This window comes from Paenibacillus sp. OK003 (assembly GCF_900109515.1).
In the GTDB taxonomy this organism is placed as follows: Bacteria; Bacillota; Bacilli; order Paenibacillales; family Paenibacillaceae; genus Paenibacillus; species Paenibacillus marchantiae.
This window is the reverse complement of sequence record NZ_FOBD01000010.1, coordinates 106531-128833: the sequence shown is the minus strand read 5'-3', so window position 1 is coordinate 128833 and position 22303 is coordinate 106531. Positions and strand designations below refer to the sequence as shown.

The following is a 22303-nucleotide window of genomic DNA, read 5'->3' as shown; positions in this document are numbered from 1 at the left end:
TATTCAATTATATAAACGAAAAGAATATGAATCGTTGAACTTCATCGTACTGAAAAAGACTACTTCTGAAAACGATTTTCTTGTTATACCCGGGTAAGATTAAACATTAAGCGTTTTCAGACACAGTATATCAGCTCTTTTTCAGCAGTGCAAGCGTTTCAGCAAAAATAATGATTTCTTCATCTGTAGTGATATAATGATGGCATAACGAAAGGAATGACGTGTGGATATGGAATTCAGACAACTTCAATATACGCTGCAAATCGCGGCAGAGCGGAACTTCTCCCGGGCAGCAGAGAAGCTGCACATCGCCCAGCCTTCTTTAAGTCAGCAGCTATCCAAACTTGAAAAGGAACTCGGGGTACTGTTATTCCAGCGTAATACCAGCACCGTGGAGCTGACTCATGCAGGGGTGACTTTTGTAGAGCAGGCTCAGAAAATTATTGATGCAGTCGAGCTGCTCAGACAGGAAATGTCGGACATTTCCCAGCTGCGTAAAGGTAAAGTCGTTGTAGGCAGCATGCCGATCACTGGCTCCCACCTGCTTCCGCATGTGCTTCCCGCTTTTCAGCAGGCCTATCCCGAGATTGAAGTAACCTTGCTGGAAGACTCCGGGCTGACGCTTGAAAAGTTGACGGCCAGTGGCAAGGCTGACTTAAGCCTGCTGTCCCTCCCATTGCAGGAGCCAAGCCTATCTTATGTAACGATTGGTGAAGAGCGAATTGATCTGGCTGTTCCCCCAAATCACCCTCTGGCACGCAGAGGAGATCCAGAGCATCCGGTTCCCGTACGGATGGAAGAGCTTCGCGATGAACCCTTTGTTGTACTGAAGAAAGGACAGGGCTTCCGCAAGCTTACATTTGATCTGTGTGAGGAAGCCGGGTTTGACCCCAATGTGGTGTTTGAGAGTACAAACATTGAGACGGTGCAGTCACTGGTGGCAACAGGTATGGGGATTACACTGGTTCCGCGCTTTATTGCCCGCGCGCCCCGCAGTGAATTTGTTCCTGTATATGTACCGCTAGCTGAGCCAACCCCCAGTCGTACCCTTGTCGTTGCATACCGCCAAGGACGGGTTCTCTCCAAAGCCGCGGAGGCATTCATCCATACGTTTCAACAAACCGTTGCCGAGCTCTCTCGAGGAGAATAATTGGACAGTCAGCGAACTAGCCCGCCATACTTGGCAATAAAATAAACAAAGGCTTGACCCATAAGGGCCAAGCCTTTGTTCTATACTCGTCTCCCGCATCCGCAGGATAAAGTTCTTACATGGTATTAGCAGTGCATCATCGTTACAGTACAATGTTGCTGATATCATCATTGAATTGTTAACGTAAAAACGTACATATGAGAATTTCAAGTTTGGCGGTTTATTTTCGCAAATTACGTTCACTTGTCAGCCTGTTCTGTTGATTCACAAGGCGGCCTTCTTCCTGAACAGATTGTTCAGGTGGTGATAGCCCTCCTGCCCCATTCTCTAAGAATGGCCTCAAGTGATCTACCCTAGTGTTTTCCTGTTCCAGTCTCCTGAGCGTATCTTTCACATGGTTGTCCATTGATTGATCATCCTCCTTGGTGACGGGATAGTTATCATTACCCGCCTCCCGGATGAATAAACACTTTATTGGAAAATTGCAGATTTTTATTTGCTGCCAAAATAAATGCCAGGTCTACGGTCTTCGAATACCGGGATACGGCCACGAACCTCATCCACAAGCGAAGGACGGATAACTCCGGTCACGATCTCTTCTCCTTCTCCACCTTCAGCCACAATTTCACCCCAAGGATCAATAATGAGGGAATGCCCGAAAAATTCGGTGTCTCCGCTTTTCCCTACACGATTGCAGGCAATAACGTACATCTGATTTTCGATGGCCCTTGCTGTAAGCAGTGTGCGCCAATGGTGCAAGCGCGGATTCGGCCATTCAGCGGGGACAATTAATGCTTTGGCTCCGTTCAAGGCAAGCGTTCGAGCAAGCTCAGGGAAACGGATATCGTAACAGATCGAAGCTCCAGCGGTAAGGCCGTTCTCCAATTCGAATATTTCCGGTTCTGCACCAGGCTGCAAATACTTCTCTTCATCCATCAGGCGGAACAAATGTAATTTATCGTAACGTGTTACCTGAGTTCCTTCACTATTATAGGCGTACATTGTATTGTAGATTTGGCCATCACGTTTCTCTGCAATGGAACCGCCAACGATGGAAATTCGATGTTTTTGGGCAAAAGCCGCGAGCCACTCTCTTGATTTCTGGCCCTCCGGGTCAGCAAGCTCATGAATTTGTTCCAAAGCATAGCCCGTATTCCACATCTCGGGCAGCACAGCCAATCCCAGGTCGGGATCCTGTTCTAGCGCTCGTTCGAGCAAAGACTGCATATGTTTATGGTTGGCCTCAGGGTCTCCGAGCTGAATATCGCCCTGAATCAGGGCCACACGCATTTCCCCTTGTTGTTGTTCTGTCATAACCAGCACTCCTCTGAATCGTAATACCTGTAATCATAGCTTGATCATTCAAACATCTGCAACCTGTTTTCGTTCTGAACTCCTACATAATAACTCGGTCAGCAATGTTAACAAACGGTTGCTCGTTAGTGCATCGCCCAAATTCCATGTTGTCTCCTCTACTCCGTACACTTGCCCCTTCTGCACGGCTGGAAGTGCCATCCAGCTTGGACTCTGCATCAACTTCTCTGTGGCCTGCCTTGCAATAACCTCTTCAGGAAGTAAGACAAATATATGATCACCGGCATACTGACGAATCGCTTCAGACGAAATCTCCTTATACGCTCTGCCCGCGACAAGTGCTTCCTTCACTTTCGTAACGGGTCTGAACCCCATCGGATGATACAAGAGTGAGGCCAAACCAATATTGCCCATGACAAATAATCGTGCACCCCGATGATACGTGAATACGGACGCCGTTTCCCCCGGTTCAACCGACATATGAATCTTCATCCACATCTTTTCCACACGTTGCTGATAGAAGGAGAGCCATTGTCCAGCCTCTGATTGTTTGCCAAACCAGCTTCCCACTCTGCACATTCGCTCTTCCAGCGTTGCGTGAGAGTTGTATGCCAGTGTGGGTGCAATTCGCGAGAATTGCTCATATTGCTGTTCGTTGGTACTGTCGAAAATGATCAGGTCTGGTCTCATCCGGACTGCCTCTTCCACATTAACCGGGGCAACCGCATCATATGCCTGATCTCCTAACAGACCAATACCCAGCACTCGCAGATCTCCACCGGAATCACCATAAAACATAATTCGCTCCGGTCGTGCCGGAATATTCACATCATGACCCAACCAATCCTGAACCAGTGTTTGTTGCTGAATAGATCGGTCATATTGACGAGGCGATAATCCGGTCATTTGACGAAAACGCCTGCTAAAATAATACTCGTCCTTAAAGCCCACCCGGGTTGCTATATCCCGAAGCGGTTCATCGGATTTGCGCAGCCAATCCTTAGCATGTTTAATTCGTACATGGTTCACATAATCAAGCGGCCTGTGGCCGGTTAATTGTCTGAACAAGGTTGTATATTGCACGGGTCGGATATCTGCAAGACGAGCCAGTTTCGTTACTGTGATTTCTTCAGCATAATGATCTTCTATATATTGAATTGTACTGTGTAGTCTGGATTCCATGCTCTGCTCCGTTTTTGGTGAAGTGTACCGGGTGATGATCATCTCCATCCATCTCTGAAACTGTGCATTCAAATGGCTATATTCGGCATCTGTTTGATAATCCCGAATGGCATACAATTGCTCCAACGGCCCACTTAACGGGGCATAAGGATAGCCATTCAATTGATTTCTATGTTCGAATACAGGGCGCGTATACTGTTCCGGATCTCCCGTCAACACATGAATAACATCAAATGATATCACCATATATTTCAATTTCAATCGGTTTCCATGTTCAATCTGGTATCCCTCGCCCGGAGAAAGCGGGTAAACACATCCGGTGGTAAAAGGAAACTGTTCATATCCTATATATAAGCGACCTTCCCCTTCTTCGCAGATCAAGAATGTATGTTTATCGCATGCCACTTCCAGCATCACCTGTTCTGGTTGTTCAATTCGTTGTTCCAGATGATCCAGCCGAAACATGAATGCTGAAAAATACAACCCTCTCGCATCGGCATTCAAAGCCTGCATGGTGGTTCACCTCGTTCTTTAAAATGAGAATGATTATCATTAAATCCGTATGAACTGATTATAAGCGAGCTTTGGTCATTAATCCAGATCTGGCTGTAATCAGCAAAAAAAAGAGCTTTCAACGAAATGTTGAAGGCTCTTTTTTAGTCGGCATTTTCGTTCTTGTTCCAGTAAAATATTATGATCTATCAATCCATAAACGACTATTTAATCATCTGTTTCGGTAATTCTTTCAACAGCCATTCTCTTGAAGTTGCATCACTTGAAGCCTTAACCAGATCAAAGCGATATACTTTTCCTTCTTTTACAGCGGGCAAGTTCTTCCAGATCGGGCTATCCAGCAATTCTTTGGTGGACTGCTTCGCATCATCCGTTACTGGATTCAGTATAAATACGCGATCACCCGCTATTTCGGGCAGCTTTTCAGTAGAAATCTCTGCAAAGCCCATTCCTTCATCTAATACTTTCTGAATTTCCGCGGTTGGCTTCATGCCATCGGCTCCATATAACAACTGTGGCAATCCTGCTCCGGCCATTACAAACAGTCGATTACCAGGATACATGGTGAATACCGAAGCCGTTTCCCCTTCTTTCAGTCCATTCTCATGAAGCTGCTTCCACATCTCTTCCGTTGCTTTTTGATGGGCCGTGATCCAAGCTTCCGCTTCCGGCTTTTTGTTCAACAGATCGCCAAGAGTACGCATGCGGTCGTCCAATGAGGCAAATGAATCAAAGGTAACCGTTGGCGCAACCTTCGAGATTTGATCATATTGTGCCTGATCACTATTTGAGAAAATGATCAGATCAGGATTCAAGGTAAGCGCCTTTTCAACACTCATCGGGAAACCCACATCTTCCGCTTGGGCTACCTGATCATCATATACCGTTCCATCCTGACGAAGAATACCTACAGGTACAACGCCCAGCGCTAGCAAATCCCCTGTAACTTCACCATGATAAATTACGCGTTTTGGCGTAACCGGAACCTCAACTTCATGGCCTGTCCAGTCCTTGAACATCCGGGTTTCACCCTCACTGTTATCCGCGGATGCCGTCTGTTCCTGCTTGGACTGATCCCCATCTGTCTGTGTTTCATTAACCGTTTTGGAATCATCCGTTCCAGATGGAGTTGAAGCCTGATTTCCGCAAGCCAGCAGAAGAATGGACAACCATGTAACCGTCAATAATACTGCCGTATTTCGTATACCCTTTTTCATTTCTATTTCTCCCCCTAATAAGTGCTTCGTCCCTATTTATCAATGATATTGATTATCATTATCGAATATAATCATAAAACAGAATTTCCCCTAATCTCAATGGACAAAACAAAATCCCTCATTTCAGTTTTGTACAAAAACACAAATATAGGCTCCATTCAAGTATTCATGAAGTGTTTTCCCCCTATACAGCTCGGGATTGACGTGATAAATTAATGAGTACTATATTGCCATCTTTAATAACCGGAGTGATGTATAGCATGACTAATCAATCTAAATCATCGAGTCGTTCAGCCTTTACCATACCTACATCCGATGTAATGACACAGCTTCCTACACAATTTTTTGCTACCCTTGTTCAAAATGTAAACCGCGAAATCGCAAGTGGTCACGACGTGATTAACCTGGGTCAGGGTAACCCGGATACACCTACACCACCTCACATTGTTAAAACATTGCAGGAGTCGGCGGAGAACCCGCTCTATCACAAATATTCGCCTTTTAGCGGCCATGCTTTCCTGAAGGAAGCCGTTGCGAAACGTTACAAGGAAGATTATAACGTGAACCTGGACCCCGAAACGGAAGTTGCGATTTTATTTGGCGGAAAAACGGGCTTGGTCCAGCTGCCTCAAGTATTGCTCAATCCTGGCGACGTATGTCTGGTCCCTGATCCAGGTTATCCGGATTATTGGTCCGGCGTGGCACTGGCGAAAGCGCACATGTCTTTTATGCCACTGCTGGAGTCCAATGCATTCCTGCCGGACTATGAAGCAATCTCTACCGAGGATCGAGAAAAGGCCAAGCTGATGTTCCTGAACTATCCCAACAATCCAACATCGGCAACCGCTCCGCTTTCCTTCTATGAAGATACGGTAGAGTTCGCCATTCAAAATAAAATTGTCGTAGCCAGTGACTTCGCCTATGGTGCAATTGGATTCGACGGCCATCGTCCGGTAAGCTTTTTGCAGGCACCAGGTGCCAAAGAAGTGGGCATTGAGTTCTACACATTATCCAAAACCTACAATATGGCGGGTTGGCGTGTCGGATTTGCTCTGGGCAATGCAGAGATCATCTCCAAAATCAATCTGCTGCAGGATCATATCTACGTGAGCCTCTTCGGAGGCATCCAGGCCGCTGCTGCGGCAGCACTGACATCTTCCCAGGAATGTGTCACTTCACTGGTTGCACGTTATGAATCACGTCGCGATGCTTTCTATGATGCACTCTCATCCATCGGCTGGCAGGCCCCTAAACCGGGAGGTTCCTTCTTTAGCTGGCTGCCTGTACCTGCAGGCTTTACTTCTGCTTCCTTTGCTGACGTGTTACTACGTGAAGCAAAAGTCGCGGTAGCACCGGGTATCGGTTTCGGTTCACATGGTGAGGGCTATGTGCGCGCAGGACTGCTAAGTGATGAAGATCGATTAAGGGAAGCAGCGGAGAGGATTGGCAAGTTGAATTTATTCAAGTAATTTACAGGTGCATAACCCCTTTGCATCTGCCAAGTTTCCATGGTATGTTATAAGGAAATATTGAACGAAACGTGATGACGGGACCAGTACGAGAGGATCAGCCGCGCCCAGAGAGTAAATTCCACCTGGCTGCAAGAATTTACCGCGGCTTCTCTCCGAAACCTACCCCTGAGCGGCCTGTGATGCACAGGACAGTGCCTTCTGTTACAGGGCATGAAGCCGGATGATCCAATCATCAATAAAGGTGGTACCGCGGAAGTAACGAACTTTCGTCCTTTTTAACTAAAAGGGCGGGAGTTTTTTTTGTACCCAACGGTCTGCTCCAGGGTCAATCATTAATATTGTTTAAGGAAGTGAAATCATGACCTCACGTATTGTAGTTAAGATCGGAAGCAGTTCGCTTACTACGGAAGAAGGCGGGCTAGATCGGAGTGCCATTACTTTTTTTGCCGGAGAAATTGCTGCCTTGGCCGAACAGGGCCACGAGGTTCTTCTGGTCACTTCGGGAGCGGTAGCTGCCGGATTCCGGGAGATTGGTTACCCCCAGCGTCCCAAGCAGCTGCATGAAAAACAAGCTGCAGCGGCTGTTGGCCAAGCATTGCTGATGCAGGCATATCAACAGGCTTTTGCAGCGCACCGCGTTACTACAGCACAAATTCTGCTCACCCGTACCGACTTTCACAGCCGGAAACGTATGGGCAATGCGGGCATGACGGTGGAAGAGCTGCTCAAGCAGCGTGTCATTCCGATCTTTAACGAGAATGATACCGTATCTGTCGATGAATTGAAGTTCGGAGATAACGATCTCCTGTCTGCTCTGGTAGCGAATCTGGTCAAGGCACAGCATCTGGTCATTCTTACGGATACCAACGGTCTGTACACGGCCGATCCACGAAAAGATCCGTCTGCGTTTCGTTATGATCGCATCCCCGAAATTACGGCAGAAATTTATGCCTATGCTGGCGGTTCTGGATCATCCGTAGGTACAGGCGGCATGCGATCCAAGGTAGATGCAGCCAAAGTGGCAACGCGTGGAGGCGTGCCTGTCTTTGTAGGAAGTGTGAAGGAACCTGGAGATATGCAAAGGGCGGTTGATGGAACCGGAAAAGGAACGTATTTCGAGACTCGCCTTGCCGCTCTCTCTCGTAAAAAGCAATGGCTTGGCTTCATGTCTACTCCGCTCGGTACCGTCGTTGTGGATAATGGTGCCGAAGAAGCACTCGTCCATGGTGGTCATAGTCTCCTGCCTGTAGGCGTCAAACGTGTGCTGGGTACCTTCCATGCCGGAGATGTTGTAGAGGTGCTGGGTATGGATGAAACCTTGCTCGGTCGTGGTATCGTCAATTATGATGATGACCAGCTACGGCTCATTGCAGGACTGCCAAGTGGCGAAGTAATGAAGCAGTTGAACAGCATCCATCGACTTGAGGTTATTCATCGGGACGAGTGGATTACGTTAAAATAGAATACCTTTAAATTACTGAGTGTGCTGCTCAGGTTTATATGATATAGCCATTAAATAATCTTTTGTTTCCACTTTATATATGGGAGGAATTTATGATGAGTGAAGTCAGGGAAAAAGCGAGCAAGGCCCAAGCCGTGGTTCCACAGCTGAATCGACTGAGCACAGAACAAAAAAATAACGCCCTGCTGGTCATGGCGAACGCATTGATTGCCCAATCGGATTCCATTATAGTAGCAAACGCTGACGATCTGGAACGTGGCAGACAGCAAGGTACGCCAGAATCGATGCTGGATCGCCTCGCTTTAAATAAGGAGCGTATCGCCGGTATCGCTGAAGGACTGCGTCAGATCGTGGAGTTGCAGGACCCTGTCGGCGAAGTGCTGGAGACGTTCACTCGTCCAAACGGATTGCATGTTGAAAAATTGAGAGTGCCCATCGGTCTGATCGGCATCATCTACGAGGCACGTCCAAATGTTACAGTAGATGCCGCCGGACTATGCCTCAAAACAGGCAACGCTGTACTGCTACGAGGTGGCTCCTCGGCCCTCTCCTCCAACCGCAAAATTGTGGAGGTACTCCATCAGGCACTGGCAACAACAGACATGCCCGCGGACGCCTTGCAGCTTGTTGAGGATGCAGACCGTTCCTCCGTGGACGAAATGCTCAAGTTAAATGGACTGCTTGATGTCATTATCCCACGCGGCGGAGCCTCACTAATCCGCAATGTGGTCGCCAATGCAACAGTGCCTGTGATCGAAACTGGCGCAGGTATCTGTCATACCTATGTGGATGAATCTGCCGATCCGGTTATGGCTGTGGAGATTGCAGTTAATGCCAAGGCACAGCGTCCATCGGTATGCAACTCCATGGAAACTTTGTTGCTGCACGCTGTTTACGCTGAGGAACATCTGCCGACACTCGCTGAACAACTCCGTGAGGCGAACGTCCTGTTGAAAGGGTGTGACACGGTTCGCCGTCTCGTTCCCTCTGCCCTTCCTGTGACGGAAGAAGATTTTGCGACAGAGTACAATGATTATATTTTAAATATTCGTGTAGTTCAGAACCTGGATGAAGCGATGGAGCATATTGCACGTTATGGCACAAAGCATTCGGAGTGTATCGTCACCAAGGATACCATCAATGCAGAACGTTTTTTACATGATGTAGATGCAGCTGCTGTATACCATAATGCTTCCACACGTTTCACAGACGGTTTTGAGTTCGGTTATGGAGCCGAAATTGGGATCAGTACCCAGAAGCTGCATGCTCGTGGACCGATGGGTCTGCCTGCATTAACGTCAACCAAATACCGTATCACTGGCAATGGACAAATCCGGCAATAATATCGCAGCTACAGTTATATAGGAGGAACGATAAATATGAGTCAAGAACAACAGACGTTATTACAACAAAAGATTACTTTTCACGGAGCAGGTGCGATGGCGGAAGCCATCGTGCGCGGATTAATTTCCCGCCTTGTCGTTCGTCCTCAGGATATTACGATGCTGAACCGCAGCAACCAGAAACGTCAGGAGGAGCTCAGTACCCGTTATGCCGTACATACCGGAACTGCTGCACAATCACTGGATCATCTCGCCGCTTCTCCCGTTATTGTACTCTGCATGAAACCGAAGGATGCTGCCGCAGCGCTGCGTCAACTTGGGCCGCTCCTGTCTCCGGATCAATTAATCGTCTCCGTTATTGCCGGATTATCGATCCGTACGATGCAATCCCTGCTGGGACGCAAGCAACCGATCGCCCGCACCATGCCGAATACGTCCAGTACAATCGGGCTTGGAGCAACCGGACTTGCCTTCTCTGAAGAGATTACGGATGAACAGCGCAGTACAGTCATGACGATGTTCGAAGCTGTCGGAATCGTGACCATTGTGCCTGAAGATAAACTCGAAGTGCTCACAGGTATTTCCGGAAGTGGTCCGGCTTATGTATACTATTTGATGGAGGCCATGATTGCCGCAGGTATTCGTGGCGGCTTATCCAGCCAACAATCCCGCGATCTGACTGTTCAGACCGTGCTGGGTGCTTCTCGCATGGTACAACAGACTGGCCTAGAGCCAATGAAACTCCGTAGTGATGTGACCTCCCCGGGAGGTGCAACCCAGGCAGCACTAAAAACGCTGGACGAGGGAGATTTCTTTGAAAATGTAATCGCAGCCGTCAACCGCTGTGCAGAGCGCTCACGGGAGATGGGAGCTGCTTTGGAAGGAGATTTAAAATGAATACTATGTGCACAGCCACATATCGTCTGCATGATGATCGTGCAGACTTCCGCAAGAAGGCTGAGTCCATTGCTGTCGGCATGACTGTTGGCAGTTGGACCGAATTGCCTCAGGCCAAGCGTGAGGCGATGCAGAAACATCTGGGCGAAGTCATCAGCGTTGAGGTACATGAAGCTGAGGGCATGGCCCCAGGTGAGCGTTACGCCGATATTACCATTGGTTATCCGGATGTAAATTTCAGCCGTGATATTCCTGCCCTGCTCGTGACGGTCTTTGGCAAAATCTCAATGGATGGGCGCATCAAACTGACACGGCTTGGATTCTCAGACGGCTTCCTCAGCGCATTCCCCGGTCCCAAGTTTGGACTGAACGGTGTTCGTGATCTGCTAGGTGTACATGATCGTCCGTTGTTAATGAGTATCTTTAAATCAGTTATTGGACTGGATGCAGACGAATTGAAGGAACAGTTTATTCGCCAGGCTCTTGGTGGAGTAGACTTGATTAAAGATGATGAAATTCTGTTTGAGAACAAACTGACTCCGATTGAGAAAAGAGTCGAGGTCTGCATGAAAGCTGCGGAACAGGCACGCAAGGAGACGGGTAAGAAACTTCTTTATGCCGCGAATTTGACTGGACCTACATCACGCCTGAAACAACAGGCTGAACGTGCGATAGGTGCAGGAGCAAATGCGCTGTTGTTCAATGTCTTGTCTTACGGATATGACGTGCTGCACGAACTAAGCAGTGATCCAGACATCAACGTTCCAATCATGGCTCATCCTGCGCTTGCAGGTGCACTGTATCCTTCACCACACTATGGTATCTCAGCTTCCGTCCTGCTGGGACAGCTGATGCGACTTGCCGGAGCGGATCTGGTTCTTTTCCCTTCCCCTTACGGATCGGTAACGATGCCGAAGGAAGAGAATATGGCCATTACGGAACAATTGCTGTCACCTGAACTTCCGGTCAGAACCAGCATGCCTGTGCCTTCGGCTGGAATACATCCAGGGCTTGTACCGCTTATTCTGCGTGACTTCGGCACCGATGTCATCGTTAATGCCGGCGGAGGTATCCATGGACATCCCATGGGCACTGAGGCAGGCGGACGGGCATTCTTGCAGGCTATCGAGGCAGCCCAGCGTTCCATTCCACTGGCAGAGTATGCAGTCGAACATCCCGAGCTGAAAAGTGCACTGGATCTGTGGGGTGGCGAACGATGAGAAGTGATAAAAAAACGGTCATTTTCTGTGATTTCGATGGCACGATCACCCTTTCGGACAATATCGTAGCGATTATGAAACATTTTAAACCCGAAGGTATTGAAGCAATTATGAAAGACACGATTGAACAGCGAATTTCGCTCCGCGAAGGTGTGGGAGCGATGTTCGCTCTGTTGCCTTCTTCGCAGAAAGATGAGATTGTGGAATTTGTACTTGGACAGGCTGGCATCCGAGAAGGGTTCAGCGAATTTCTTGCATACGTTCGGGACGAGGGCATTGAATTCAATGTCACCAGCGGCGGAATGGACTTTTTTATCGAGCCTTTGCTCGCTCCATTCGATATTCCACAGGATCACGTTTATTGCAATGGGGCGGATTTCACAGATGAATTCATACGTATTGAATGGCCTAATCCATGTCAGCCTCCTTGTGAGAACGGATGCGGCATGTGTAAAACGACGGTTATTCGTACATTCCCGGAAGAACAATATAATCGTATCCTCATTGGAGACAGTCTAACGGATTTTGAAGGTGCCAAAATCGCTGATCTTGTCTACTCCCGTTCTATTCTGACGGATAAGTGTATAGAGCTGGGTGTGGATCATGTCCCATTTACAACCTTCTACGATATTATGGAAGATATGAAACAGAAGCAAACACAAGGAGTGCTGTAAAAATGGGTTTTGAAAAGATTACATTGGAACATAAACGCCAAGTCCTCGAAGAGCTGGCTGATATCAAAGCGCTGTTTGCCAGCCGTAACTGGTTCCCTGGTACAAGTGGCAACCTGTCGATGCGTGTGGGCGACTTTGACCCGGAGCAATTCTACTTTGCAGTTACTGCATCAGGCAAAGACAAATCTCTCCGTACACCGGAAGACTTTCTGTTTGTGGACAAGCATGGTAAAGCCATTGAGACCACAACCCTGAAACCGAGCGCTGAAACGTTGATTCACTGCGAAATCTATCGTTTAACTGGCTGTGGCGCGGTGTTCCATGTGCATACCGTATTTAACAACCTGATCAGTGAATTTTTTGGAGCAGATGGACACGTACCGATTCAAGGCATCGAATTGATCAAGGCGTTCAACATCTGGGAAGAAAATGCGGAGATTCGTGTACCGGTTCTGCCTAACTTTGCGGATATTCCATCCATCGCTGAATTGGTGCCAGGTGTACTTGATGCCAACGTACCGGGAATTTTGCTGCGTAATCATGGTATTTATGCCTGGGGCAAAGATGCTTTTGAAGCGAAACGTCATCTGGAAGCGTTCGAGTTCCTGTTCGAAGTGATGTACCGTCAACTTCTGCTGAAGGGTGCTACGAAATAGCCATCATTATTTGAAATCAAAGCTGCACAACCAAAAACACGCCAAGGCGGATAGACATAGCCCTCGGCGTGTTTTTATGTTTGGGGAATTCCAGCGATTTATAGCTTGTGCTGTCATCGTAGTTTCAGTGTAACTATTCTTTAGTTCAACTAAGTAAAGCTCAGCTCTACAATCGATCCTCCCGATCCTTGAATAAAAAGAGATTGTCTGCTCCCTCGTCAGTTCGATGAACCGTACTATTCGTACTCGCACCGCGCTGCTTGCCAAACAGCAGCTTCAGACCGCCAAAAATGAGCAGCAAGGACACAATGACGGTGTTCACATACGAACGAATCTCATACGTCATAAATGCATCCGGGAACATCTCATTCAGCTGTGGAATGACCATGCGGATAAATAGATAGTACAATCCCAATGCAGCAATTCCAAATCCAATCAGGCGCTGGTGACGAGCCCAATCCTTGAAAATGGGTTGATCTGTCAACGGTTCGTGCCCATACCGACTTGAACATTGAAGCCCATCAAAGAAGCTGTAGAACCAGATCAACGGAATCATGAACAGGAACACCGATAAATGAAGCAGGTCCAGAACGTAGATACTGCCTAGAAACAGGAACATGAGTTGCATGCCTCTTTTTTGCAGTCCCAGATACAGATGACCCGCACCCGGGAAGGCTGATAACAAGGTTGCCAGCACTTTGCTACGCCGTCCAGATGCCCTGCCCATCTCCAGTTCCTCGAACAAAGTCCGGTCCTGCAATACCTCACCAGCCTGCTTGCGATGCACATGCTGCACGGCATCAAACATGCAGTATACCCAGATGACAGGCAGAATGAGCAAGAACATCAGAAATACGGATTCATTCGTAATGGAAGCTACAAAAACCATCATGGCAAATGAACCGAAGAACGCGATCAGGAATGATAATCCGCGATGTAACAGTCCGAGATGAAGATGTCCCAGACCTGGAACAAAGGAAAGCAAAATTGTAAAAAATCGTTCGCTATCACTACCTTTACGATAGATCGGTTGACCATAAGTCCCTTCGGGGCCACCATAATCACCACTCTGATGCGGTCCACTGTAATGTGCGCCATATCCATGGTATCGGGCATCATTAGGTGATGGGGCACGTAGCAGAACGATAATCATATCCAGCATGCTGACACACCAGAAGAATATGGTCCCCAAAGCCCCAAGAATCATTAATTCTCTCTCACTCACCAGAATTGCCAGCATAAACGAACCAACAGCTGTCCCAAAAAAGAGTAATGGATAGATTACAGCTCTGGCAGGCCGACCCCAATAGAGAAAACCCAGACCCGGAATCAGGTTTAATAAGAATGCAAGTAATTTGTTACGATCTGATTGCACAGTCGTCATCCTTTCTTTTCAGGCAATGCAAAACAATTTATGGTCCAGGCTTGAAGTGATCCAGCCATGAAGTGGCTGCCTCCGTCCATTTTTCCGTAAATGACCCCCTGTTCTCACCTTCCTGGAACTTATGATAAGGGGCTACCTTGTCAAACAGTCCCGAGGAGAGGAAGATTAACGTCAGACAAGCCGCTACAGCATAATGAAACACTTTGTGATCCAGCCAGAGACGTCTTCGTCCGGAACGCGATTTGCGCTTTGGCTTGGAGGATTGCATTTCCGTAATTTGGTTCATGACCGCATCGGCGAAGCCTACCGGGTCCTTCAGTTGGGGCAGCTCCCGATGAATGCCGAGTGCTTCGAGATAGTTGTCCATCGCTTCCGGAACGTCCATAAGCATCTGTTCCATCATACTTGCCTGGTTTGCAGTCATTCGGCCTTCAATATAATCAGTCCATTCCTGGACGGTATACATCCTTTTATTCCTCACGCCACTCATCCTCCTTCCAATGATTTCGAATCCACTGCCGGGCACGATACAGACGGGACTCCACGGTTTTCACTGCCACCTGTGCATCACGGGCAATCTGCTCATAATTTTTTTCGCTTAAGTAATACGCAGTAATAATGTCCCTATGCTGGGCAGGCAGCTGGTTGATTCGCTCGCGCAACTTGTCCTGACGCTCTTCACGCACGAGGCGGGCAAGAACATCTTCTTCACGACCGGGCATGTTCATTATTTTTTCTTCTCCGCCCAGATCCTCAGCGCTTCGTCTGCCCAGCTTGCGTTTGGCATCAATTGCTTTGTGAAAGGCAATTCGGGTTAACCACGTTTTGAAACCTTCGGATCGGTAATCGGGGAGAGATTTAACCATCTGAATGAACGCCTCCTGCGCTGCATCCTGTGCATCCTGATCGTTCCGTAATACGGAGTAGGCCACATGGTATACATGCTGGCTGTACTTTTCGATCAACAAACGCATCTGGGATGTATCGCCTTGACGGATTTGTTCGATTAAGCGCGCTTCATTAATAACTCTCCCCTCCTCTCCACTACAATAGACGACAACTTGTTTGTTGACCCCTGCGTATTCATTCATTTTTTTATAAAAAGGTTACACATTGCCTGAAAAGTCAGTTCCACCGGGAACTTAACGTATCTTATTTAACATCTCTATAATCTAAAAAAACAGGCACAGAATATCTTCTGGCCTGTTTCTGGTTTATCTGAATGAAGTTGTTGCCTAATCTAACATTGGTGTTAACGTCCACCGTTACGGAACCGCTGGGTATATGCCTTGGCGTCCTGCACATTCTTCACGCGGTTACGGCTCCATTCCAGCAGAATTCGGTCGATATAGCGGAAATGCACTTTACCAGCAAACACCGCTTCCTTCAATGCCATGAGAATCAGTTCCTCCTGATAGCGATCCTGATCCAGCCAGCTGGATATCGTCTCGCATTCCATCGGGGAAAGCGGGCGGCCAAATTCTTTTTCAAAAATAGAGAACATATTTCGTTCTTCCTCTTCTTTTTGAACACTGTTCGAATCCGGGCGCAATGCATTACTGTCCTGCTGCTGCTTACGAGCAACGGCCAACTCCTCTGCTGTACATCCTGCCAGCTTGGCATATAATCCATGCAGATCATAACGTTCATACTGAATATCACGCTCTTCATCCCGATGCTCGTCAATGTGAATGTACCCGTCTCTCATAAGACGCTGCAGCATTCTGGCGATGCCTTCAGGAGCAAGACCCATACGGGTTGCAAGCTCTTCAAGCGTTGGGAACTCATTGAATTCGACTTGCCGGAATCCAAACAATTGAATCAGCAGAAGCAACTCTGCGTCACTTAACCCCAGCTGATGATAATAGCGCAATAAAGCATATGGGAGCTGCGCTGTCCCTGATGCCATACCGTATGCTGCTCCATTCAACCAGGCTTTGGAGCCGGTTTCTTCCATGGACTCGCGGTTAAGCATTAAGGGTACAGACGATAAAGCATACGTGGGAATGCAATTGTTTCACGTACGTGATCCAATCCACAGATCCATGCTACCGTCCGCTCCAATCCCAGACCGAAGCCGGAGTGAGGAACCGATCCGTATTTACGTAAGTCCAGATACCACTGATATGCCTCTTCCGACAATTGATGCTCATCAAAGCGCTGCTGCATCAGTTCCGGATCATCAATACGCTGGGAACCGCCAATGATTTCTCCATATCCTTCGGGTGCAATCATGTCTGCACAGAGGACCACTTCAGGACGATTTGGATCAGGTTTCATGTAGAATGCCTTGATTCCAGCCGGATAATGGGTAATAAAGACCGGTGTTTCGTATTTCTCGGCAATCGCCGTTTCGTGTGGAGCACCAAAGTCTTCTCCCCAAGGAATATCGAAGCCTTGTCCATTCAGGAACTCAATCGCTTCATCATACGTAATGCGCGGGAATGGAGCTACAATTTTTTCAAGCTTGGATACATCACGTCCGATGGACTCCAGTTCAGCACGGCAGTTTTTCAGAACCGTTTGAACCACGTGCGCAATAAACTTCTCTTGCACTCGCAGGCTTTCCTCGTGATCCACAAACGCCATTTCCGGCTCAATCATCCAGAACTCAATCAGGTGACGACGTGTTTTGGATTTTTCGGCACGGAACGTAGGACCGAAGGAGTACACTTTGCCCAGCGCCATTGCTGCGGCTTCCATATACAACTGTCCACTTTGCGTCAGATAGGCATCTTCATCAAAATATTTGATGTGGAACAAGTTCGTCGTTCCTTCAGCAGATGAAGGTGTAAGAATCGGAGGATCAACCTGAGTGAATCCGTTACTATCAAAGAACTGCTGAACAGCGCGGATGATCTCCGCACGAATGACCATAATCGCACGTTGTTTTGTCGAACGCAGCCAGAGATGGCGATGATCCATCAGGAAGTCTACCCCATGCTCCTTCGGCGTGATTGGATAGTTTTCAGTCAGATGGATAATTTCCACGCCAGTAACCGTCATCTCATAACCAGATGCACTACGCGGTTCTTCACGGATAATACCTGTTACATACAATGAACTTTCTTGAGTCAAGCTCTTCGCAGCATTCCAGATATCTTCGCTGACTTCACTCTTAACCACTACCCCTTGAATATATCCGGTTCCATCACGCAGTTGCAAAAATTGAATTTTGCCGCTGGAACGTTTGTTGTTAATCCAGGCGCCGATTTTAACAGTCTCGCCCACATGCTCACTCACATTACGAATTACACAATCCGTACTCATGCCCATATCTCTCCTTGGAATCCTGAATTTGAAAATGCAGCGGGCAGGCATATGCCTGTCCCCTGCACTTCCTTGTCATGCTATATTCACTTTACAATTAGATTACAGAGAATTCAATACGATTCGGTGTGTATCTCTTGCAATCACCAATTCTTCGTTCGTAGGAACTACAAGAACGTCCACTTTGGAATTCGCAGTTGTGATACGGCGTGGTTCCCCAGAGCGAATTGCATTCAGCGCTTCATCCAGCTCAACACCCAGGTACGTGAGTTGCTCACATACTTTTTGGCGAAGAACAACAGAGTTTTCACCTACACCAGCCGTAAATACGATCACGTCTACACCGTTCATTGCTGCTGCATAAGAACCGATGTATTTGCGCAAACGATATTCGTACATCTCGAATGCAAGCGTGGAGTTAGCATCGCCAGCCTCCATACCTTCCGTGATTTCACGCATGTCGCTGCTGATGCCGGAGATTGCAAGAAGTCCACTATGTTTATTCAACATGGAGTTTACTTCGCTCACGCTCAGTTCTTCCTTGTTCATAACATAAGGGACAATGGCCGGATCCAGGTCACCACTACGTGTTCCCATCATCAATCCTTCGAGTGGAGTCATGCCCATGGACGTGTCCACGGATACGCCGCCTTGTACAGCCGTTACGCTACCACCATTACCAACATGGCATGTGATGATCTTCAGATCTTCCAATGGACGATCCAGATATTCAGCTGCTGCCTTGCTTACGTAATCATGGGAAGTACCATGTGCTCCATAACGACGCACTTTATACTTTTTGTAAAGCACACGTGGAATGGCATACAGATATGCTTTTTCCGGCATCGTTTGATGGAAAGCCGTATCAAAGACCATGACCTGTGGTACCCCTGGCATATTGGATTCAGCCGCACGAATACCCATCATTGCTGCAGGGTTATGAAGTGGAGCCAGATCGAACAGACGGCGAATTTCTGCTTTGGCAGCATCATCAACCAAAGCTGATTCCTTAAATGCTTCACCACCGTGAACGACACGATGTCCAACAGCCTGAATTTCATCAACGGAACCAAGCACACCGTTTTCTTTATCAGTCAGGATGTCAATAACTTTACGAATCGCTGTAGTATGTTCGAGAATTTCGCTAACTTCCGTAACATCCTCGCGGCCCGTTGGTTTGTGAGTCAGAATGGAAGAGTCCATGCCGATCCGCTCTACCAGACCTTTTGCCAATACAGATTCATCCGTCATGTTATACAATTGATATTTGAGCGAGGAACTCCCCGCATTAATTACGAGTACTTTCACAGCCGGTCACCATCCTTGTCGTACTTGAAGAATCCCTCGCCTGTTTTGACACCCAGGTGTCCTGCACGCACCATTTTCTTCAGGACTGTGGAAGGACGATATTTCAATTCACCGAATTCACGGAACATTCTTTCGAGTGCAGCTTCTACCGAATCCAATCCGAAACGGTCTGCCATCTCAAGCGGTCCATGCTGGAAGTTGTATCCTATACGCATAGCGTCATCAATATCTTCAGCGGAAGCGACACCTTCCTGCAGTACATGCAGCGCTTCGTTGATCAGAAGACAGATCAGTCTGGATGTAACAAATCCAGGCGATTCATAGATCATAACGCCTTTTTTGTCCGCTACTTCTTCCACAAAACGTCTCGTTTCTGCAAAAGTGCTATCGGATGTTTTCAGACCACGAATAATCTCTACAAGATCAACCCGGGAAACCGGGTGAATAAAGTGCATACCAATAACACGCTCTGGGTATTTGGTTGAGCTTGCAAGCTCAGTCAAACTCAGCGTGGATGTATTACTTGCAAGAATTACGTTGCTTGGGCAAACTTGGTCAAGTTGACTGAATACCGCTTTTTTCGCTTCCAGATCTTCAGAAATAGTCTCAATGACCATATCGCAAGTTCCGAGTTCAGCCAGATGAGCAACTTTGGTAATACGAGAGAGAATCAATTTCTTCTCAGCCTTCGTAATCGCCCATTTCTCCAGTTGTTTATCGAGGTTCGTCTCAATCATGTTATATGCATGATCCAGCTTCTCCGTTGTGTGTTCCACCAGAAGCACATCAAGTCCTTTGGCTGCAAGCATCTGGGAAATACCTTGCCCCATCGTGCCGCCGCCGACAACTCCTATCTTTTTGAAAAACATGGTTCTGCTCCATCCTTTCGGTTCTCTATTTCTCTATTGTACCCTGTTCGCCGAAAATTACAAATTTCGACCCAACATATAATAATATCTTAGCACGACTGAAATGTAAAAAAAAATAACCGACATAAATAAATTATGCCGGTAGAAGGGCGCTGTCACGAAATTGACAACGAAATTGATCGCCAGACAATACTTCTTCCCTGAGCAACGTGTCGAGGGAATTGTCGAAAATTGTCCGCTGTTCTTCAAGCAATCGTTTAGTCTGTTCCATCAGGTCTTGCAGGATTAATTTATTCTCCCGCATCAATTCTTCTGTAGTTACCATATCCATGTTAACAATACCCAACGTCGTGAGCCCGGAAGCCATCATCGTCTGTACTACATTCGTTGCTTGTTCAAAGTCATTACGCGATCCTGTACTGCGTCCACCGTAATACATTTCCTCCGCTGCTGCACCTCCGAGGGCAATCATGATCTGCTCTTCCAGGAAGCGCTTTGTGTACAGAAATTGCTCTTGTTGCGGGTTATGACGTACATAACCCAAGGCCTGTCCACGAGGGCTGAGTGCAACCTGACTCACACTACCAGGACGAACCAGCTCAGCCATGATGGCATGTCCCAATTCATGAATAGCGACTCTTTTCTTCTCTTCCACGCTGGATTCGCGGTCTGTCTTCTCACCCATCATTACTTTATCAATCGCAAGGGACAGATGACGCTGTTCAATGTTGAGCAGCCCGTCTCTCATCGCATAAATTGCAGCTTCGTTCATCACGCTTTCCAGCTGTGCTCCAGAAAAACCATAGGATTCTTCTGCTGTCTTTTCAAGGCTGACCCCTTCCAAAAGAGGTTTATTGACTGCATGCAGCTCCAGTATGTGTTTTCTGCCTTTCTTATCCGGCAAGTCTACCTGAATATGACGGTCAAAACGACCTGGACGCGTCAGCGCGCTATCCAGCATTTCTTTTCGGTTCGTAGCGGCGATCACGAGTATGCGCGGTGTTTCGGAAGAGTATATGCCATCCATTTCCGTTAACAGCTGATTCAGCGTCTGATCATATTCACGCTGTTGTCCACCTTCGCGTTTTCCACCGATCACATCAATTTCATCAATAAATATAATGGCATTTTCCTTATTTTCTTTAGCGGCGCGAGTTCTTGCATCACGGAACAAATCACGTATTCTGCCTGCACCTACACCAACATACATCTCAACAAACTCACTACCTGAAGCAGCTACAAACACAGAGTCGGTATAATGAGCAGCAGCTTTGGCCATCAAGGTTTTACCTGTTCCTGGAGGACCAGTAAGCAGTATACCTTTCAAAGGACGAATACCAAACTTCTGAATTTCCTCATGTCGAATGAGAAAATCGAGCGCTTCCCGCAGTTCCTGCTTGGCACTCTCCTGACCACCGATTTCTTCAAAAGTCAGCTTGGAAGGTCCTTTTTTCTTACGTTTGCGTTCCTGACCTGCGCCCACCGTAATTCCACCACGCATTTGCATCATGAGCAGCAGAGCTCCCACAAGCATTACAGCAATTAGAATGGGAATCATGTTTACACCGATAAAAGCAAGAAAGATAATCAGTACGGGTACAAAACCAATGGCAATTTCTTTCGTCCATTTAGGCATTAGGCCACACTCCTATCTGACCGGGCACACGCGGCAAAATAATAAACTTGCTGGCATCTCCATCTCTGAGACTGACATATACATTATTGTCATCCATGGCTGTATTTACCTTGATTCCATTTGTAGCCATTTTAGATAAAGTTGGTGTAATCTCGGTGTATTGCTTGTTCTCCATCGCTTGAGCTACGGTAAACATCGCGCTCCCCCACCAGCTCTCTAACGCTTCGTTGGAATGATCCACAACATCCAGCTTCAACGAACGAGTGCCAATCAAGGTCTGTCCTTCTTTGTGAATATATTGTACCAACCTGCCCAGATCAACATCCGGCTGCAGATCGAGTTTCAATTGTACATCATTGCGGTTAATAGTTAATTGAACATCATTGACTCCATCGTACTGGGTAACCATCTTTTCAATTGGGCTTTGCACAGCCACATGACGATACACAAACCAACCTCCAAACAACACAACGGCTGAAATGACGGCAGTCAGAGCAATAGGCAATACTTTTATCTTCAAGTGAGTTACCCCTCCTAAATTTTGGCCCATCCTATAGCTTGTAGGCAAGAATATGAATATGTGTACGTAATGTCCTGTGATGTGCCTAACAGGATTTATTTGTGTATGATGTATCCTTGAATACATATTTGAGTATATCACATCGTATATACAATATCTAAGGCGAAAATATGAATAAATTATTAATTTTAACTATTCAAATCCAAAATGATCAAC

General features: G+C 47.2%; 21 protein-coding genes. 8 read left to right on the top strand and 13 right to left on the bottom strand.

What is annotated here, in order from left to right; translation table 11 throughout:
- Positions 1-229 precede the first annotated feature (229 nt).
- Complete coding sequence (locus BMW94_RS17435; RefSeq protein ID WP_053780737.1) at positions 230-1150, top strand: LysR family transcriptional regulator; 921 nt, start codon at positions 230-232, stop codon at positions 1148-1150.
- Positions 1151-1370: 220 nt separating this feature from the next.
- On the opposite strand, the gene BMW94_RS17430 is transcribed toward BMW94_RS17435, so the two are convergent.
- The 4 genes from BMW94_RS17430 to BMW94_RS17415 all read right to left on the bottom strand — a co-directional run bounded on the left by BMW94_RS17430 (position 1371) and on the right by BMW94_RS17415 (position 5376).
- Entirely contained in the window at positions 1371-1556 is a 186-nt protein-coding gene (locus BMW94_RS17430) for a hypothetical protein (RefSeq protein WP_091000288.1), read from the bottom strand.
- Between the two features lie 86 nt (positions 1557-1642).
- Complete coding sequence (locus BMW94_RS17425) at positions 1643-2464, bottom strand: carbon-nitrogen family hydrolase (RefSeq protein ID WP_091000287.1); 822 nt, start codon at positions 2462-2464, stop codon at positions 1643-1645.
- A 48-nt stretch (positions 2465-2512) separates the two neighbouring features.
- Complete coding sequence (locus BMW94_RS17420) at positions 2513-4159, bottom strand: AraC family transcriptional regulator (RefSeq protein WP_091000286.1); 1647 nt, start codon at positions 4157-4159, stop codon at positions 2513-2515.
- Between the two features lie 203 nt (positions 4160-4362).
- Entirely contained in the window at positions 4363-5376 is a 1014-nt protein-coding gene (locus BMW94_RS17415; RefSeq protein ID WP_063566814.1) for an ABC transporter substrate-binding protein, read from the bottom strand.
- A gap of 260 nt (positions 5377-5636) precedes the next feature.
- Here BMW94_RS17415 and BMW94_RS17410 point away from each other — a divergent pair, with 260 nt between their 5' ends.
- The 7 genes from BMW94_RS17410 (at position 5637) to BMW94_RS17380 (ending at position 13100) form a co-directional block, all read left to right on the top strand.
- A complete protein-coding gene (locus BMW94_RS17410) occupies positions 5637-6845 on the top strand; it encodes a pyridoxal phosphate-dependent aminotransferase (RefSeq protein ID WP_091000285.1) in 1209 nt (402 codons plus the stop codon).
- A 361-nt stretch (positions 6846-7206) separates the two neighbouring features.
- Positions 7207-8310, top strand: coding sequence for a glutamate 5-kinase (gene proB, locus BMW94_RS17405; RefSeq protein ID WP_072733399.1), 1104 nt, complete (start codon positions 7207-7209; stop codon positions 8308-8310).
- Between the two features lie 95 nt (positions 8311-8405).
- Complete coding sequence (locus BMW94_RS17400; RefSeq protein WP_091000284.1) at positions 8406-9653, top strand: glutamate-5-semialdehyde dehydrogenase; 1248 nt, start codon at positions 8406-8408, stop codon at positions 9651-9653.
- Positions 9654-9689: 36 nt separating this feature from the next.
- Complete coding sequence (gene proC, locus BMW94_RS17395) at positions 9690-10550, top strand: pyrroline-5-carboxylate reductase (RefSeq protein WP_072733401.1); 861 nt, start codon at positions 9690-9692, stop codon at positions 10548-10550.
- Positions 10547-11770, top strand: coding sequence for a 2,3-diketo-5-methylthiopentyl-1-phosphate enolase (locus BMW94_RS17390; protein WP_063566809.1), 1224 nt, complete (start codon positions 10547-10549; stop codon positions 11768-11770). Before proC ends, BMW94_RS17390 begins: the two co-directional genes overlap by 4 nt.
- The gene (locus tag BMW94_RS17385; RefSeq protein ID WP_072733403.1) at positions 11767-12444 is read left to right on the top strand and encodes a 2-hydroxy-3-keto-5-methylthiopentenyl-1-phosphate phosphatase; all 678 of its coding nucleotides are present in this window, start codon (positions 11767-11769) and stop codon (positions 12442-12444) included. Before BMW94_RS17390 ends, BMW94_RS17385 begins: the two co-directional genes overlap by 4 nt.
- A 2-nt stretch (positions 12445-12446) precedes the next feature.
- Positions 12447-13100: a methylthioribulose 1-phosphate dehydratase gene (locus tag BMW94_RS17380; RefSeq protein WP_036607600.1), complete on the top strand. Its 654-nt coding sequence runs from the start codon at positions 12447-12449 to the stop codon at positions 13098-13100.
- Between the two features lie 166 nt (positions 13101-13266).
- Here BMW94_RS17380 and BMW94_RS17375 read toward each other — a convergent pair whose 3' ends face one another.
- The 9 genes from BMW94_RS17375 to BMW94_RS17335 form a co-directional block, all read right to left on the bottom strand.
- Positions 13267-14475: a multi-tm2 domain protein gene (locus BMW94_RS17375; protein ID WP_091000283.1), complete on the bottom strand. Its 1209-nt coding sequence runs from the start codon at positions 14473-14475 to the stop codon at positions 13267-13269.
- Positions 14476-14512: 37 nt separating this feature from the next.
- Entirely contained in the window at positions 14513-14965 is a 453-nt protein-coding gene (locus BMW94_RS17370) for a hypothetical protein (protein WP_139209361.1), read from the bottom strand.
- On the bottom strand, positions 14955-15458 hold the full coding sequence (locus BMW94_RS17365) for an RNA polymerase sigma factor (protein WP_254790271.1): 504 nt from the start codon (positions 15456-15458) through the stop codon (positions 14955-14957). The genes BMW94_RS17370 and BMW94_RS17365 overlap by 11 nt, the downstream gene beginning before the upstream one ends.
- Before the next feature lie 278 nt (positions 15459-15736).
- Positions 15737-16441: a DnaD domain-containing protein gene (locus tag BMW94_RS17360; RefSeq protein WP_091000280.1), complete on the bottom strand. Its 705-nt coding sequence runs from the start codon at positions 16439-16441 to the stop codon at positions 15737-15739.
- A gap of 17 nt (positions 16442-16458) precedes the next feature.
- The gene (gene asnS / locus BMW94_RS17355; protein ID WP_091000279.1) at positions 16459-17754 is read right to left on the bottom strand and encodes an asparagine--tRNA ligase; all 1296 of its coding nucleotides are present in this window, start codon (positions 17752-17754) and stop codon (positions 16459-16461) included.
- Positions 17755-17856: 102 nt separating this feature from the next.
- Positions 17857-19062, bottom strand: a complete 1206-nt coding sequence (locus tag BMW94_RS17350; RefSeq protein WP_091000278.1) for an acetate/propionate family kinase — start codon at positions 19060-19062, stop codon at positions 17857-17859.
- Positions 19059-19931, bottom strand: coding sequence for a 3-hydroxyacyl-CoA dehydrogenase family protein (locus BMW94_RS17345; RefSeq protein ID WP_063566802.1), 873 nt, complete (start codon positions 19929-19931; stop codon positions 19059-19061). The genes BMW94_RS17350 and BMW94_RS17345 overlap by 4 nt, the downstream gene beginning before the upstream one ends.
- Before the next feature lie 133 nt (positions 19932-20064).
- Positions 20065-21567 carry an AAA family ATPase gene (locus BMW94_RS17340; RefSeq protein WP_091000277.1) on the bottom strand — a complete coding sequence of 501 codons (1503 nt, stop codon included), beginning with the start codon at positions 21565-21567 and terminating at the stop codon, positions 20065-20067.
- Complete coding sequence (locus tag BMW94_RS17335) at positions 21560-22087, bottom strand: hypothetical protein (protein ID WP_063566800.1); 528 nt, start codon at positions 22085-22087, stop codon at positions 21560-21562. Before BMW94_RS17335 ends, BMW94_RS17340 begins: the two co-directional genes overlap by 8 nt.
- Positions 22088-22303: the final 216 nt, after the last annotated feature.

What these genes read in the sequence shown, in the direction of transcription:
- BMW94_RS17365 (WP_254790271.1), bottom strand. Translation starts at nt 15,458, where the DNA reads ATGCGTTTGTTGATCGAAAAGTACAGCCAGCATGTATACCATGTGGCC.
- BMW94_RS17420 (WP_091000286.1), bottom strand. Translation starts at nt 4,159, where the DNA reads ATGCAGGCTTTGAATGCCGATGCGAGAGGGTTGTATTTTTCAGCATTC.
- BMW94_RS17425 (WP_091000287.1), bottom strand. Translation starts at nt 2,464, where the DNA reads ATGACAGAACAACAACAAGGGGAAATGCGTGTGGCCCTGATTCAGGGC.
- BMW94_RS17340 (WP_091000277.1), bottom strand. Translation starts at nt 21,567, where the DNA reads ATGCCTAAATGGACGAAAGAAATTGCCATTGGTTTTGTACCCGTACTG.
- BMW94_RS17435 (WP_053780737.1), top strand. Translation starts at nt 230, where the DNA reads ATGGAATTCAGACAACTTCAATATACGCTGCAAATCGCGGCAGAGCGG.
- BMW94_RS17380 (WP_036607600.1), top strand. Translation starts at nt 12,447, where the DNA reads ATGGGTTTTGAAAAGATTACATTGGAACATAAACGCCAAGTCCTCGAA.
- BMW94_RS17410 (WP_091000285.1), top strand. Translation starts at nt 5,637, where the DNA reads ATGACTAATCAATCTAAATCATCGAGTCGTTCAGCCTTTACCATACCT.
- proC (WP_072733401.1), top strand. Translation starts at nt 9,690, where the DNA reads ATGAGTCAAGAACAACAGACGTTATTACAACAAAAGATTACTTTTCAC.
- BMW94_RS17415 (WP_063566814.1), bottom strand. Translation starts at nt 5,376, where the DNA reads ATGAAAAAGGGTATACGAAATACGGCAGTATTATTGACGGTTACATGG.
- BMW94_RS17345 (WP_063566802.1), bottom strand. Translation starts at nt 19,931, where the DNA reads ATGTTTTTCAAAAAGATAGGAGTTGTCGGCGGCGGCACGATGGGGCAA.
- BMW94_RS17385 (WP_072733403.1), top strand. Translation starts at nt 11,767, where the DNA reads ATGAGAAGTGATAAAAAAACGGTCATTTTCTGTGATTTCGATGGCACG.
- BMW94_RS17390 (WP_063566809.1), top strand. Translation starts at nt 10,547, where the DNA reads ATGAATACTATGTGCACAGCCACATATCGTCTGCATGATGATCGTGCA.
- asnS (WP_091000279.1), bottom strand. Translation starts at nt 17,754, where the DNA reads ATGAGTACGGATTGTGTAATTCGTAATGTGAGTGAGCATGTGGGCGAG.
- BMW94_RS17360 (WP_091000280.1), bottom strand. Translation starts at nt 16,441, where the DNA reads ATGGAAGAAACCGGCTCCAAAGCCTGGTTGAATGGAGCAGCATACGGT.
- BMW94_RS17400 (WP_091000284.1), top strand. Translation starts at nt 8,406, where the DNA reads ATGAGTGAAGTCAGGGAAAAAGCGAGCAAGGCCCAAGCCGTGGTTCCA.
- BMW94_RS17430 (WP_091000288.1), bottom strand. Translation starts at nt 1,556, where the DNA reads ATGGACAACCATGTGAAAGATACGCTCAGGAGACTGGAACAGGAAAAC.
- proB (WP_072733399.1), top strand. Translation starts at nt 7,207, where the DNA reads ATGACCTCACGTATTGTAGTTAAGATCGGAAGCAGTTCGCTTACTACG.